14 protein-coding genes are annotated in these 14,170 nt (G+C 56.3%); 4 read left to right on the top strand and 10 right to left on the bottom strand.

The annotated features are described in order from the left end of the window. Window positions 1-42: 42 nt before the first annotated feature. The 5 genes from HY298_04470 to HY298_04450 form a co-directional block, all read right to left on the bottom strand. The gene (locus HY298_04470) at window positions 43-1,398 is read right to left on the bottom strand and encodes a DUF4013 domain-containing protein (GenBank protein ID MBI3849533.1); all 1,356 of its coding nucleotides are present in this window, start codon (window positions 1,396-1,398) and stop codon (window positions 43-45) included. Next, the gene (locus tag HY298_04465; protein MBI3849532.1) at window positions 1,395-2,612 is read right to left on the bottom strand and encodes a hypothetical protein; all 1,218 of its coding nucleotides are present in this window, start codon (window positions 2,610-2,612) and stop codon (window positions 1,395-1,397) included. Before HY298_04465 ends, HY298_04470 begins: the two co-directional genes overlap by 4 nt. Window positions 2,613-2,737: 125 nt before the next feature. Next, the gene (locus HY298_04460) at window positions 2,738-3,139 is read right to left on the bottom strand and encodes a putative toxin-antitoxin system toxin component, PIN family (protein MBI3849531.1); all 402 of its coding nucleotides are present in this window, start codon (window positions 3,137-3,139) and stop codon (window positions 2,738-2,740) included. Next, window positions 3,136-3,411, bottom strand: a complete 276-nt coding sequence (locus HY298_04455; protein MBI3849530.1) for an AbrB/MazE/SpoVT family DNA-binding domain-containing protein — start codon at window positions 3,409-3,411, stop codon at window positions 3,136-3,138. The genes HY298_04460 and HY298_04455 overlap by 4 nt, the downstream gene beginning before the upstream one ends. Window positions 3,412-3,755: 344 nt before the next feature. Then, window positions 3,756-4,127 (bottom strand): cupin domain-containing protein, encoded by a 372-nt coding sequence (locus tag HY298_04450; GenBank protein MBI3849529.1) that lies wholly within the window; start codon window positions 4,125-4,127, stop codon window positions 3,756-3,758. 14 nt (window positions 4,128-4,141) lie between these two features. On the opposite strand from HY298_04450, the gene HY298_04445 reads away from it, so the two are divergent. The 3 genes from HY298_04445 to HY298_04435 all read left to right on the top strand — a co-directional run bounded on the left by HY298_04445 (window position 4,142) and on the right by HY298_04435 (window position 7,342). Next, window positions 4,142-5,086 (top strand): HEAT repeat domain-containing protein, encoded by a 945-nt coding sequence (locus HY298_04445; GenBank protein MBI3849528.1) that lies wholly within the window; start codon window positions 4,142-4,144, stop codon window positions 5,084-5,086. Window positions 5,087-5,176: 90 nt separating this feature from the next. Beyond that, on the top strand, window positions 5,177-6,073 hold the full coding sequence (locus tag HY298_04440; protein MBI3849527.1) for a dihydrodipicolinate synthase family protein: 897 nt from the start codon (window positions 5,177-5,179) through the stop codon (window positions 6,071-6,073). A gap of 30 nt (window positions 6,074-6,103) precedes the next feature. Then, window positions 6,104-7,342: an MFS transporter gene (locus tag HY298_04435; GenBank protein ID MBI3849526.1), complete on the top strand. Its 1,239-nt coding sequence runs from the start codon at window positions 6,104-6,106 to the stop codon at window positions 7,340-7,342. Window positions 7,343-7,383: 41 nt separating this feature from the next. Here HY298_04435 and HY298_04430 read toward each other — a convergent pair whose 3' ends face one another. Then, window positions 7,384-8,061, bottom strand: a complete 678-nt coding sequence (locus tag HY298_04430; GenBank protein ID MBI3849525.1) for an HAD hydrolase-like protein — start codon at window positions 8,059-8,061, stop codon at window positions 7,384-7,386. A gap of 146 nt (window positions 8,062-8,207) precedes the next feature. Here HY298_04430 and HY298_04425 point away from each other — a divergent pair, with 146 nt between their 5' ends. Then, window positions 8,208-8,861, top strand: a complete 654-nt coding sequence (locus HY298_04425) for a prepilin-type N-terminal cleavage/methylation domain-containing protein (GenBank protein MBI3849524.1) — start codon at window positions 8,208-8,210, stop codon at window positions 8,859-8,861. Between the two features lie 8 nt (window positions 8,862-8,869). Here HY298_04425 and HY298_04420 read toward each other — a convergent pair whose 3' ends face one another. From HY298_04420 to HY298_04405, 4 genes are all read right to left on the bottom strand, one after another. Next, the gene (locus HY298_04420) at window positions 8,870-10,921 is read right to left on the bottom strand and encodes an immunoglobulin domain-containing protein (GenBank protein MBI3849523.1); all 2,052 of its coding nucleotides are present in this window, start codon (window positions 10,919-10,921) and stop codon (window positions 8,870-8,872) included. A 109-nt stretch (window positions 10,922-11,030) separates the two neighbouring features. Next, entirely contained in the window at window positions 11,031-11,798 is a 768-nt protein-coding gene (locus HY298_04415) for a hypothetical protein (protein MBI3849522.1), read from the bottom strand. 18 nt (window positions 11,799-11,816) lie between these two features. Beyond that, the gene (gene nth / locus HY298_04410) at window positions 11,817-12,470 is read right to left on the bottom strand and encodes an endonuclease III (protein ID MBI3849521.1); all 654 of its coding nucleotides are present in this window, start codon (window positions 12,468-12,470) and stop codon (window positions 11,817-11,819) included. 310 nt (window positions 12,471-12,780) lie between these two features. Next, a complete protein-coding gene (locus HY298_04405) occupies window positions 12,781-14,016 on the bottom strand; it encodes a KamA family radical SAM protein (GenBank protein ID MBI3849520.1) in 1,236 nt (411 codons plus the stop codon). Between the last annotated feature and the right edge of the window lie 154 nt (window positions 14,017-14,170).

Raw genomic sequence — 14,170 nt, 5'->3', positions numbered from 1 at the left:
ATTGCCGCCAACCTGCAAGGCGAATTTCCAGATGCACTGCTGTCAACGCAGCACCCATGACCTGATCAAATCCACAATCCTGCGACCGAGGAAAAATGCCAAAAACAAAAAGGCCGTGAACAAGATTTCGCCAGCGGAATTCTTCAGCGCCGGCGGCAGGTAATGAAACCACGGAAGCTGCACCAGCGGTTGGTTCAGCCAGCCGCCCAGCGGATGAAAGTTCAGGAATTGTCCGATGAAGATTTGCGCCACAAAAGCGAACCAGACCCCGATCAACAGAATCGTCCCGGCCACGCGGCCCGTGCGCGTTGCGAACCACGCAACGGCGCGCACGAAGAAATGCCGTTGAGGCTGCGGACGAAGATGGAGCAATTCCAGTCGTTCCAGAACGTCACGCTCGCTGGCCGCGAGACTCGTTATCGGCAGTTGGCCCGTCTGAACGGAATCGAGCAATGCGCTCGCATAAATCCGCGCCGCAATGAATCGCAGAAATGCAAAGACGGGGAACACCAGCAGCGCGGACCAGAAATAGTAGCCATTGAGGAATTGGATGAGTTGTTGGGGATCGGGATTGGCAAGACTCGCTGCGTAACCGTGCTTCGCGGCGAAACGATCGTATAAAAAGTACGGCGCGGTTTTCAAAACCGTCACGGGGACGGAGAGGAGCGCATAAAGCACGGCCAACAACATGCAGGCGAGCCAGCGTCGCCGAACCAATCCCCACACCAGTCCAAACTGATAGAAGGCGCGCCATTGGCCGGTCGCGGCGTGACGCATCTGCGCCATCGGCACGAAAAACATCACAGCGATGAACAGCATCACGCCAAACACGCCGAGCAACGGCCCCACCGCGGCTTGTTCGTAACCCTTATTGAACGAATTGTTCCAACCGTCATACCAGGCAAACAGCCAGAGCGCGCACGCGGGCATCGTGAGCACCCACGTGTTGGCGATGGCTTGCGCGCCTAGCGTCAGGTTGCGTCCCAACGATCGGCAACAGGCTTTAGTAAGTTGCTTCACGTAGGCAAAAAAACTTGTCTGTTCATTGCGCCGGATCGCTTGACGGAAATTCTGTTGGGCAAACCAATTTGGCCAGTGGAGCTGATCATGAGTTCCCGGATGCGCCGCGAGAAATTCGGCGAAGCAACCGCCGTTGGCCATGTGCGAACTGCGCGCCCACCAGAATTTCAACATGCAACGTTGCGCCAGCCGATACGTCCAGCCGACCACCATCAAACTGCCGAGGAAGGACTGCATTAACGCCATGCCCCACAGAAACTTTACCGGCGCAATCAGCGCGCGACCCAATGCGGAGGGTTGCGTCACACTCGATTGAATGATCGGCGGTGCAGCAAGCGCGTAGTCGCCCCGAATTGGCGGAGTGGCGACGGTGCTCATGCAATGGCTTCAGCGAGCACTGGCCCTTCGGTGAATTCGGTTTTGAAATTCATGAGCTTGCCGATGGTGGCCGCGACTTGAATTTGATCGACGCGGTGATCGACCACCGCGCCCTTTGCAATGCCCGGCCCGAAGATCAACGCGAAGATTTCGTGCGCCGACCGCGTGTTGAAATGATGCTGGCACGGAACCGCCGCCAGCGGATTGTTGTCGCGTCCGCAATCGGGCACAACGACGAAGATGGTGTTGTCGCGATATTCGGCATCGGCCTCCACCGTTGCGACGATCTGGCGAACGCCTTCGTCCATGATGGCGATGGCGCGGGTGTAGTGATTGACGTTGCCCCAATGGACGTAATCGCAATCCTGGTAGTTCACCATGATGAGTTTGGGCCGGAGTTCCTTGAGGGCGCGAACAGTCAACTCGGTCAACAACCGGTCGCCGCGCGGATTCACGAGGCCGGTTTCGCCATAATACTTGCGCCAACGTTCCCAAAACTGCGTCAGCTCCGGGCCTTGACCGTTCTTCTCGGTTGCGCGGTAATCAATCGCTTCGAGTTTCGCGAGGTCACGCTGCTTTTGCTTGAGTTGTTTGCCATCCCATTGGCCGGCGGCAATTTGCTGACGCAACAGATAGGTTTTGAATCGGCGCAAGCTGAGCGTGTTCGAGCGGAAATGCGCGCCGAACAGATGGTGATTGCTGAAGTTGTAAAACTCCTCGTCCGCGCGGTCTTCGCCATTGACGATGAGCGCCTGGTGATCGGGCACATCGTACGCCTTGCGGAAATATTCAAACACCGTCGGCACCGTGGATTCAAAGCGCGCGCCGAGAAATTTGCCTTGCACGTCCCGGAACTTGTCGTATTTGCCGGTGATAATGTAAAGCGTACCCTCGCCATGGCTGGTGTTGATGTCTTTGATCGTGGCGATCTCCATGCCCTTGAAAAACGTGCCGCGCCGGGTTAACTCGTGGCAAAGAAACGGACTGTAAGTCTGTTCGGGATCGATGGTCTCACGCCGTCGCGCCCCGCCACCGAAGCGGATGATAACCACGTTCGGCCCGCGATAAGGCAGCCTGGCTTCTTTGGCGCTCGGGGAAAACAAGTCGGCCGCCAACAACGGACCGCTCGTGGCCAAAGCGCTCGTGCCGACGGCAATCTCTTTGAGAAATGTTCTGCGGGGCAAGTGTGTCGCGTGCGATTGAGGATCATTCATAACGTCTGCTTTTCAAAAGAGGTTCGTCATTGTAGCAGCCAATCTCCGCGTTATGCGGTCATCAATTAAGACCCGGCTTCCAGTCGAAAAGTTTCAACTATCGCCGTGGTGGAAACAAAGCCCGCTCAGCGAAACTGCGCAAGAAACTGTCGGGGCGTTACGATCTCAATGCCGAACGGTTTCTCCAATACCAGCAAATCTGCGTCCTTGGAGATGATCGTTTTCGCGCCGCTCGCCAGCGCGCACGCCAGAAACGGATCGTCATTCCGGTCACGGCTGCGCTGTTTGCCAAGCAGAGCCGGTTCGTAAACCTTTGCCTTGCGCTCCATCCACTTCAGCCACGGCTCCGGATTCACTTCAGGAATCTTGCGCGCAACGCGCCGGGCGATCTTGTCATACTCCTCGAAGATGGGGATGGTGATAGCCAAGTGAAACCGCCGCTTGGCCCACAACACCATGCACTGGCGGGATTCGCCCGGCCAGAAAATCGCGGAGATAACGACGTTGGTGTCGGTGACAACGTTCATCCCCGCTTCCGCCGCTTCTCTTCGCGATAGTCGGCGATCACCTGACGCACCATCTCCTCTTCCTCTCGAGATTGGCGGCGGGTAAGCGAACCGGCAGCGGCGATGACTTCCTTCAATTCGTTCTCAGTCGGCTCCGGCACTGGGGCCACATACAGTCCGTCGCCCACCTCCGTCACGCGCAAAGCCGTGCCGGGCTTGATCTTCTTCCGCTTGCAGAATTCCTCCGGCAACTCCACTTGTCCCTTTGGCGAAACGCTGATCGTCGTTGTCATAGCCAAAGCTTACGCTATCGTTGTTGGCGCAACAAGCCTCGAAATCCCGACGTGTCAACCAGCACAAACCAATTTGCGCCGCGTCGCTAAGAATCCGACCCGAAGCGCACCAAAAAAAGTTTCACTGTTCCATCGTGACATTGAGGCAGGACGATATGAGCCAGTCAAAAAGGGCATAGCTGGTGCTCATAATTCAATTTTGAATCGTCTTTGCATGGATTCAGTTCAGCAAACATGTTTGCCAACAATCTTTTCGACGTTCGCCTTCACCGCTTGTCCATTTTGTAGAGCGGAGGCCACGGACATTTGTATCGTTCACCGTGCAACTTGCGCGTATCCGCATCTCAAACCACCGTCAACGGCCCGTCGAAAACCGTCAGGCTGATGACTTCCGTCTTGGCCACGTGCGGGCCATGCCTCTCGCCTTTCGGCGCAAAGAAAAATGTGCCGGCGGTGTGAGCGACACCCGATTCCTCCCATTCACCGGAGAGGATGTAGGCTGATTCATTAGCCTCCAGATGAGTGTGAGCAGGCACCGTCACGCCTGCTTTGAACTTGCGCAGGACGGTCACGCCGCCGGTCGCTTCGTTTTTGTGCAACACCAGCAACTCGACGCCGGGATACGGGCCGGGCTGCCAGGTCTTGTCCTTTGAAAATGCCACGTAGGGAAACATGACCTCATCCAACGCCGTCGCCGGAAAAATGCAAGATCGCAATCTTGCTGTCGCCCTTGAAAAATGCTCTCGCCAAGAAATGCGGGGCAACCGCCGAGATCGATTCGAACGGTCAAACGCATGTTCGGAAAATTCTCGTCTTCCTGCCTACGTCGGGTGAAAGTGAAACTATGAGGAACAAGCGCCGCATTATAGTGGCGATTCTGCTCGTCGCTGTTTTGGCCGGGCTTACTTGGGAAGCACTGCGACCGCGTGAACCAGTTTACCAAGGGAAGCCATTAAGTGTTTGGTTGGACAAATACAGCAAAAGTTTTCTAAACACAGAAGGTGAATTTCCTGCTCCACCGTCAGAGTCGGCCAAAGCGTTGCGAGTTTCGGCAGAAACAGCAATACTGCAAATCGGCACCAACGCGATTCCTACCCTAATCAAAATGCTTCGAGCCAAGGATTCGGCCCTCAAAAGCTGGGTGCTTGCGCTCATCAAGGAGCAATCACTGATTCATTTTCATCCCCATTCAGATGATGATTATCATTGGATGGCTGTTTTTGGATTTGTGGCACTTGGGCAAGTTGCCGAACCTGCGGTACCAGAATTGATCAATTTATTGAGCGATCAGGATTCAAACATCAGAATGGTTGCCGCTTCATCATTGGGGGCAATCGGATCATCTGCGCACGGAGCTGTACCTGCTCTGCTTCGCCGTCTGAACGATCAGAATAAGGCGGTACGAATGTCTTCTGCGACTGCGTTGGGCAAGATTCATAGTGATGCTACGCTGGTTGTTCCCGCGTTGATTCATGAACTGCATCAATTGCCCAAGAGCACCATTGTGCATGGTGAAGTGGTAAAATCACTTGGTGAATTTGGAGTTCAAGCCAAGGCGGCGGTGCCCGACATTACTACGATGTTGAGCGACCCGATTTTGTTCAATAGGAAAGCAGCCACGAACGCCCTCTTGCGAATCGACCCCGAAGCCGCTGCCAAAGCGGGGATAAAATAAATTCCTCATTCACTTCTGAACCCTTTCCGCTGGACAACTGCACGAGAGCAAAGGAGCATCGCCCCCTAATTTATCAACCACCGCATTACGATGAATAAAAAATGGGAAGGAATTTTCGCCGCGCTCTGGACCTCCACCGACAAGGAAGGCCGCGTCAGCGACCAGGATTTGCAGCGCAACATTGCGTTTCTGCGCGGACACGGCATCCACGGCTTGATGGTGCTCGGCAGCACGGGCGAGTTCTTGCATCTCGACATTGAGGCGCGAAAAAAGTTTGCGGTTCGCGTTGTCGAATTGCTCTCGCCGCTGCCAGCCATTGTCAACGTCACGGAAATTCGTCCGCGCATCGTTGCGGAACTCGCCCGGCACGCCCGCGAAATCGGCGCTGCCGCGATTGCGCTGTTGCCGCCGTATTTTTATCCATTGGCCCAAGCCGATCTCGTGGAGTGGTTCGTTCGGGCAGGCGAAGCGGCGCAACTTCCCTTGTTCCTCTACAATTTCCCGGAACGCGTCGGCAACCGCAGCGGCCTCGAAACTCTTGCGGCGGTGGCCGACCGCACCAACGTCGCCGGCATCAAACAAAGCGGCGCGGAGTTTGAGTACAATCGAGAACTGGTGAAGCTGGGCCGCGAAAAAAACTTCGCGGTCTTCGCCGGCGCGGACACACGCATCGCCGAGGCAATGTCGTTCGGCGTCGCCGGTTGCATCGGCGGGCTCGGCGATATGGTGCCGGACTTGATGGTGGAAATTTATAATGCCGTCAAAGCCGGAACGCCGGAACGCGCCGCCGTCGCCACCGAGCGGATGAAGACCTTGGGCAAGTTGGTAGAGACGCTTGAGTTCCCGTTAAATGTTGCCGCAGCCATCGAGGCTCGTGGATTGCCGGCCGGGCATCCGAAGTCACTGGTTTCGCCGGCGACACACGCGCGTTATCAGGAACTGGTCGGCAAACTGAAAAAATTATTCGCTGAATGGAAACTGATTTGAAACGGCCCGGCATCTGACGCGATTTTTGCGATGAATGATTCAACCCCCTCTGCTTCCCGTCTGCCAGCTCATGCGTGGGCAGTGGTGATGTTGCTCTGGCCGGTTGCGGTTTTGAATTACCTCGACCGGCAGATGCTCGCGACGATGGGGATCTCCATCAAGGCGGACATCACAGAATTGCAAAGCGCCGAGATGTTCGGCCAGTTGATGGCGATCTTCATGTGGGTCTATGCATTTTGCAGTCCGCTCGGCGGGTTCATCGGTGACCGGTTGAATCGCAAGTGGCTCATCGTCGCCAGTCTCGGCATCTGGTCCGCTGTGACGCTGTTGATGGGTCAGGCCCACGACTTCCACCAACTCTACTATTTGCGCGCTGTCATGGGATTGAGCGAGGCGTTCTACATGCCGGCGGGACTCGCGCTCATTGCGGATTATCATCGTGGCCCGACGCGATCGCTGGCCGTAGGCGTCCATCTGAGCGGCGTTTACATGGGACAGGCATTGGGCGGCGTGGGCGGATGGGTGGCGCAGGATGTTTCGTGGCGTGCGGCGTTTTTTGGCTGCGGTCTCATCGGTGTCGCGTATGCCTTCGTGCTGATTTTCTTCCTGCGTGAACGGGAGCGCGACGCGGCGCCTGCGGTTGGAGATTCGACCAAAGGAACAGACGATGGGTCAGTGGTCTGGTGGGGTTTCGTGATCCTGCTGATTTGTTTCAGTCTGCCCAGCCTTCCCGGTTGGGCGGTGAAAAATTGGCTGCCCACTTTGTTACAAGACCGCTTCCTGCTGGACCAGAAATCTTCAGGCTTGTGGGCGACCATGACGAATGCCGGCGCCGCGTTTTTCGGCGTCATCATCGGCGGCCGGTTTGCGGATTATCTTTCGCGGCGCAGCGTGCGGGGTCGAACCTGGGTGAGCTCGCTTGGTTTGTTGCTCACCGTGCCGGCGATGCTGGGCATGGGGCTGGCGCCAACCTTCTGGATGGTGATCGTTTGCACCATCGTGTTCGGTCTGGGCTTCGGGATATTCGATGCGAACAACATGCCAATTCTCTGTCAGCTCGCACCTTCGCGTTTCCGGGCGACCGGCTACGGCGTAATGAATTTTGTGGGCATCTCTTCGGGCGCGTATCTGACGCCGGTGCTCGGCAAGCTGAAGGACCACGGTGTGCCGTTGTCACAAGGCTTTGCGCTTTGCGCCATCCCCGTGTTGGTGGCGGCCATCCTGATGTTTCTGCTCCGTCCCGCCTCGCGTGACCGCGGGGTCGCCTGATTATTTCGGCAAGGCGCCCGTAGAGACAAGGCGCTGGCGTGTCAGAGACAAAGTTCTTTCGCGCTGGCTTTCCGCAAATCTTCGACGAGCCAATCGGGTTGATGTGCTCTTAGCTTTTCCAAGGTCGCACCACCGGTGGCCACGGCCAGCATTCTGGCGTCGATGGCGCGGGCGCATTCGATGTCGAGCGGCGTGTCGCCAACGACGAGGATTTGGTGGCCGCGCAATTTCTGTTTGAGCAGACGGTTGCCGCGTTGGCGCGCAATAGCGGCGATTTGATTACGGTCTTCGTGGTCGTCCGCAAACGCACCGGTCTGAAACAGCTCCCAAAGGTCGAAGTGGCGCAGTTTGATCTCCGCGCCAAGCCGGGTGTTGCCCGTCAAGAGGCCGAGTGTCGGTGGCTGCGGCAGCGATTGCAGTTCACGGAGAAACTTCCAGACGCCGGGCAAGGTCGCGCCGTCTGCTTGCGTGACCATGTGCTCGAGCCAGAAAACATACGTGTCAAAAAAATGTCGGAAGTTTTCCGCCGTCGGCTCGATTTCATTCAGCACGAAAAATTCCCGCGCCAGGCTCGTGTCCGTGCGGCCGGCAAACCTCAAGCGCTCCGAACCATTGGGGATGTTGAAGGCGGTGGCGAAAGCGCGGGCAAACGCCTTCGTGCCCGCGCCGCCCGTGTTGATCAACGTACCGTCAATGTCGAATAAAACCAGCCGAACCATAGGCGAGTGATATTATTCACTTAATGCCCCGTTTGCAATGCCAGCTCCGAAATATTCCCGGCTTGCCGATCCAAATTCTCCTGTAAAACAACACCGGATGTGGTATCCAGTCACTGCTCTTGCAATCTACGAACGCAGGAGCCGTTGTGAATCGGAAGCGCGCCTTTACGTTGATCGAGTTACTGGTGGTGATTGCCATCATCGCCATTCTGGCGGCGTTGCTTTTGCCGGCACTCAGCCGCGCCAAAGCAAAGGCCAACGGCACCGCCTGTTTGAACAATTTGAAACAATGGGGATTGGCGACTCATCTGTTCGCCAATGAAAATGACGACTTTCTTCCGCAAGATGGTTCGCCCAACGGCACCTCGGTCAACGATGGGTGGTATAACGATTTGCCAAAGACCATCGGCTTGCCAACGTACAAGGAAATGCCCTGGCGCACCAACGCCGCCATCGATCCCGGCAAATCCCTCTGGATTTGTGCCGCGAATCTGCGACGCAGCAATGGGAACAATCTTTTTCATTATTGCCTCAACGAACACGTGAACCTCTCCGGGAGTGGCAACCAGGTGAAACTCTCGTCACTCCACCATCCGACGCGACTGGTCTGGCTGTTTGACAACGGCAAACTGGCGGCGGTGGCCCAGCAGAACAACGTGCATACCAACCTGCACAGTCAAGGCGCGCAATTCACGTTTCTCGACGGCCATTCCGGCCGGCTCAACAATAAAGAGTACTGGGATTTTGCCGGCAACAAGGGCCGCACGAACAATCCCAGCCTGATTTGGATTCCGGAATGAAACGACCATCACGGCAGTCGTAAGACCCGGAAAAACTGCGGGCTATCCGTCACGTTGGTGCTGAAGACGAAGTTTGTTCCCGTCGCGGTCTGGCTGTCAGCCAAGCTCACCCAATCGACCAGATTCGACGAAACGTCCACCCGATATTGCCGGTTGCTGATGGCTTCCCAGTTCAGCGTGACCAGTTGATTGCTCACGTTGATTGAGACGATCTGGAACGGGGTCAGGTAGGGATTGTTGAAAACCATCATCACCGGAAGATGATCGGAAGCCACCTTGTCGTCGTTGCTGTTCAAGTTGGGCGGCACGGGATTCAGCTTGTCCGTGCGGAACACCTGCCCGCCGGCGATGTTCGTAAACAGCAGATTGCCGGGCAGGATGTAGTCAATGCGCTCGCCCGGATTGGCTGTGGCGGTGGAATACGTGTTGAAGCTGCCGGTGAACGGGTTGGTCGGGTTCGTCAGCCGCAAGCCGGTCGGCGCGCTCAAGAGCCGCTGAATCGCAAGGGCGTTCGTGTCCGATTCGTTCATGTCGCCCGACAACGTGTACGGATCGTATGGATAAAGAACAAAAAGGTTCGTTGCAAAAAAATTAGTGATGGCCGCGGCTTCAGCGGCGCGTTTGGCCGCCGAGTCGGAGTAGTTTGTGCCCGTGGCTTTCAAGTGCGTTGTGAAAATGTGCAGCGGTCGATTGAAACCTGGCACATCGATCTGTGCCTCAAACAAGTCGCGCGTGAAATTATCCGCGTTCGCGGTCGAAGTGTTGGTGTAGCCGAATGGTTTCAGGTCCGCGCCGTCCAGCCATTTGTTGGAGCGCGTGATGGAATAGCGGCTGGCGATGGCGCTGCAGATGAAACCGTCGGTACCTGAACTGATGGCCAGATGGTAGCCGGGCAGAAACGCGGTGATGAAATTGGTCATCTCGTATCTGAAGTCCCAAGGGATTTCATTGAAAGTGATGATGTCTGGAGTCAGATACTGCATCTGGCGACCGATGGCCTGCACCTGCGGCGAATTCGTGCTCCAATTCGTTGCGCCATTACCTCTGACATTGTAGGTGAGCAATGAAAACGCGAAACCGTTGGAACTCGAACGCGGGTTGACCGTCAGCGTCGCCGGCTGGCTGTTGGTCCAACCGACGGAGTTGGTGACGTAAGCGATGTAATCACCGGCATGATTCGTCGTGACGCTGAACAACGTCAGCGATGAGTTCGTCTCTGACGTCAGATTCGTCCCGCCAAATTTCCACTGGTAACTCAACGGCGCGGTGCCGTCAGCAACGACGCTAAACATCGCCGTGCCTCCCTCCGTGACGGTCTGGCTCTGGAGTTGCGTGAGGATGGTCGGTGGCGAAGGCGACGTGTTGGTCAACACTTCGGCGAACGTTGTGCCCACCCGCAGATCATCGATTGACATGACGCCGATTCCCGAATCCTCGCGAAAGGCGTAAGTCGCCACCGTGACTGTAGCGGGAGCTTCCGCGCTGGAAATGCTGGGATCGGATTCCGAAGCAGGGTTGATCCAGAGCGTAGCGATTGAATTGCTGTTCACTAGGCGCGTGACCACCTGATAATCGGTGTTGAGCGCGAGATCAGTCGGGTTGGTGGCGCTGATGATCGTGCTGCTGGTGGAGGAAATGCCGAGCCGGAACATTCCGGGCGCGGCTGCGCTCGTGAAGGCCCAGACGCGCGCGCCAAAACCTGAGCTCGCCCCGGCGTCCTTGAAGTGCGCAAAGTAATTACCACCAGCCGATGGCAGGGTTGTAAATCGAACGGTGAAACTTGCGTAGAAAATGTTGGTTGTGCCAGCCGAAGAGTAAGGTTGGCCCGCCAGCAACGCGCTGACATCCTCTGCGTTGCTGCGATTCAGAATGATTTGTTCCGATGCGACGGCAACTTCGCCAGTCGCCGAACCAGACGGACTGTGGTGAATCCATTTGCCTCCGCTGACGGTCACCAGTGGGCCGTTGGTGTAGGAGAAGGAATCGTTGAGAAGAATCGTGCTGTGTGCCCAGACCGTAGCGAGCGCAGTCACCGCGCCAATCGAAAGAATCTTTTTCACGTCAATGCAACAACCGGTTTTCCGCTGGCGCGATGCTTTGTAATCCAACCGCGCGGTTATCCATCGCACAGAAACGCGGCGAAGTAAAATCCGGGATGAATCGGTCAACTTAACGCCTTTGGTTGTAAGCGGCTTGAAAATATTTTTGCTGAACCAATTCGGCCACGCGCGTCGCCAGGTCGGCGGCTGGTTTGGACTCCGCCCAACGAACACCGGCCGGTGCGTGGACCACTTCGCGCATTGCCCCTTGCCAGTCGTCTCGTGTGATTCGTTTCGAGGGCGGTTGTACCGAACCTTGAATCAGCAGACCATGGCGCGTGCGACGCTGAGCGGCACCGGCAATCTTTCGCCCCTGCCAAAGCACGTCAAACTTCTCATGGCCGACAAAGCATTGCCCTAGTGAAGCCTTGCGGCACGCAGCCGCGAGCTCCGTGACGACTCCAAGCTTTGTGAAGGCGGCTTGAATCCATTCGTGAACCTGCCGATAACTCTCGACCGCTTTAAGGGCATACCACGGATTGGTCGGCGGAAAAACCAGGCTGTAGGTCCAGTCCGCATCGTGCGGCACGAGCCCACCGCCGGTCGGCCTCCGAACGAGAGGCCGCAACAAAGTCATTCGCTCGACCTCGGAATATTTCTGGAAGTAACCGAACGACGCGGCACGTTCTGCCCAACCGTAGAATCGGAGAACAGGTTTGCCCAAGCTGGGCGCGGCCTCCAACAAAGCTTCATCCAACGCCATGTTGAACGCGGCGAGGCTTGGGCCGGAGTTGAGCAAGAGCCAATCGGAACAATCAACCTCCAACGTCGAACATCCGACATCCAAGGCACCTTCGCGCCCGATTCCCCAATTGGATGTTGGATGTTGAATGTTCAAGGTTGGATGTTTCCTGAATCAAACTTTCCCAGCCGAAGGACACAGCCGGGCAACTTCACAATTCGGACAATCGGGATTGCGCGCAAAACACCGCCGACGCCCGTGCCAGATGAGCCAATGGCTGAACAGCGTCCATTGCATCTGCGGCACGAGTTTCATCAACTCCAGCTCGATTTTCTCCGGTGTCTTTTCCCTCGTCAAACCGAGTCGCGCGGACAATCGTGCAACATGCGTGTCCACGACGATGCCGAGGTTTATGTTGAATGCATTGCCAAGGACGACGTTCGCCGTCTTGCGCCCCACACCATCGAGATGCGTCAACTCCTCCATCGTGCGCGGCACTTCGCCTTGATGAAACTCGATGAGTTTGCGGCAACAGGTTCGAATGTTCTTCGCTTTGTTCCGAAAAAAACCGGTGGTCTTGATGTCCTGCTCCAATCCAGCGGGGTCGGCGTTGGCAAAATCTTTTGCCGACCGATACTTCTTGAACAAGTCAGCGGTCACGAGGTTGACGCGTTTATCTGTGCACTGCGCGGAGAGAATTGTTGCGATGAGCAATTCCAAAGGATTCGAGTAATTCAACTCGCAGTGCGCGTCGGGGTAAGTCTTTTGTAATGCGACGAGGATTTTCCGAACGCGCACAACTTTGGCTTGATTTGACTCACGTGCCATGACGAATCAGGAAATCAGGAAATCTGCAACGGTGCAACAACTGCCAAAAGCAGAAGAAGGAAACCAAACACACACACGATTTAACGGGAAAGGTAAATGTCGTAAGCCACGGCACAAACTAAAGCGATGATACCGATGAACCGATAAGCCGGAGGGCCTCGCAGGATTGGAAATATTGTGAACACACCCATGACAACTGCAAACCCGGGACAGTCGCACAGCATCAACGCAGACAAGATGAAAGTGATTACGCAAGCGATGAGGGAGAGTCGTGATACCCTCTGGTCCTTCGCCAGGTTCGTTACAGTTTTCAAAACAACTCCGGCACGCTGAAATTCTCCGAGGCTTTGTACTGCGGCGCGCTCTTAGCACCCACGACATACTCGAAGACTTTGCCTTCGTAGTTGCGAAGGACCACGCGGTCGGCGTTGTGGCTCAAAATATATTCGGGATTGATCGGCACCTTGCCGCCCCCACCGGGCGCATCGATCACGTACTGTGGCACGGCGTAGCCGGTCGTGTGACCGCGCAGACCGTCCATGATCTCAAGCCCCTTGCGGATGCTGGCGCGCAAGTGGGCTGAGCCGGAGATCGGATCACATTGATAGATGTAATATGGCTTCACACGGCACATCAGCAGTTTCTGCACGAGCGCCTTCATCACAGTCACGTTGTCATTGACGTGGCGGAGAAGCACAGACTGGTTGCCGAGCGGGATGCCGGCGTCGGCCAGACGACCGAGCGCATCGCGCACTTCGGTGGTGAGTTCGCGCGGATGATTCGTGTGGATGCTGATGAACAGCGGATGAAGCTTTTTCAGCATCGCGCACAATTCCGGTGTGATGCGTTGCGGCAGAAAAATCGGGATGCGCGTGCCGATGCGGAGAAACTCGACGTGCGGGATTGCGCGCAACTGGCTCAGGAGATGTTCAAGTTTCTCGTCACTGAACAACAGCGGGTCGCCGCCACTGAGCAGCACATCGCGCACTTCCGGGTGTTCGCGGATGTATTGGATTTGCCGATCAAACTCCGGATGAAAATCATAGCCGGCGGCATTACTCACGAGCCGTGAGCGCGTGCAGTAACGGCAGTAGGCGGCGCAACGATCAGTCACCAGAAACAACACGCGGTCGGGATAGCGATGCACGAGTCCGGGCACGGGCGAATGAGAATCTTCGCCACAAGGGTCGGCCATTTCCCAGGGCGCGGTGCTGGTTTCCTCGATGCGCGGAATAACCTGCCGGCGGATGGGGCAATTTTCGTCCGCCAGATCGATCAAGTTGAAGAAATAGGGCGTGATGGCCATGGCGAGTTTGGTGCTCGAAAGGACCGCGCCCGCGCGTTCCTCCGGCGTGAGCGTGGGCATCAGCCGCTCCAATTGCTCGATGGTCGTGATCCGGTTTCTGAGTTGCCACCGCCAGTCGTTCCAGTGAGCGTCGGAGACGTCGCGCCAAAACCCGCGCCCGGCCGATCGAAATTTTTTCAGGAGGTCTAATCTTGAATCCGCTGGCGGCTCCTCGCCGCTACCCAATGAAATATCATGCATTGTGCGAGAACTATATTTTGGGTCGGGCTGGTGTCAAGAGACGGACTTTTGCCACCTCCATCTCATGTCGTAAGTGGTTGAATGTAAACTCGAAGCCGCGCGGAGACGTCTGTATTATTCTCTGCGGGCACACGACAAAACTGGAATCGAGATT

The organism is Verrucomicrobiota bacterium (assembly GCA_016200005.1).
Lineage (GTDB): Bacteria > Verrucomicrobiota > Verrucomicrobiia > Limisphaerales > PALSA-1396 > PALSA-1396.
The sequence above is the reverse complement of the archived record's forward strand: the minus strand, read 5'-3'. Positions and strand labels throughout refer to the sequence as shown.

Bases quoted from the DNA above. Each gene is read 5' to 3' on its own strand.
- nth (MBI3849521.1), bottom strand. From the start codon at position 12,470: ATGGCACGTGAGTCAAATCAAGCCAAAGTTGTGCGCGTTCGGAAAATC.
- HY298_04405 (MBI3849520.1), bottom strand. From the start codon at position 14,016: ATGCATGATATTTCATTGGGTAGCGGCGAGGAGCCGCCAGCGGATTCA.
- HY298_04455 (MBI3849530.1), bottom strand. From the start codon at position 3,411: ATGACAACGACGATCAGCGTTTCGCCAAAGGGACAAGTGGAGTTGCCG.
- HY298_04470 (MBI3849533.1), bottom strand. From the start codon at position 1,398: ATGAGCACCGTCGCCACTCCGCCAATTCGGGGCGACTACGCGCTTGCT.
- HY298_04435 (MBI3849526.1), top strand. From the start codon at position 6,104: ATGAATGATTCAACCCCCTCTGCTTCCCGTCTGCCAGCTCATGCGTGG.
- HY298_04430 (MBI3849525.1), bottom strand. From the start codon at position 8,061: ATGGTTCGGCTGGTTTTATTCGACATTGACGGTACGTTGATCAACACG.
- HY298_04465 (MBI3849532.1), bottom strand. From the start codon at position 2,612: ATGAATGATCCTCAATCGCACGCGACACACTTGCCCCGCAGAACATTT.
- HY298_04440 (MBI3849527.1), top strand. From the start codon at position 5,177: ATGAATAAAAAATGGGAAGGAATTTTCGCCGCGCTCTGGACCTCCACC.
- HY298_04460 (MBI3849531.1), bottom strand. From the start codon at position 3,139: ATGAACGTTGTCACCGACACCAACGTCGTTATCTCCGCGATTTTCTGG.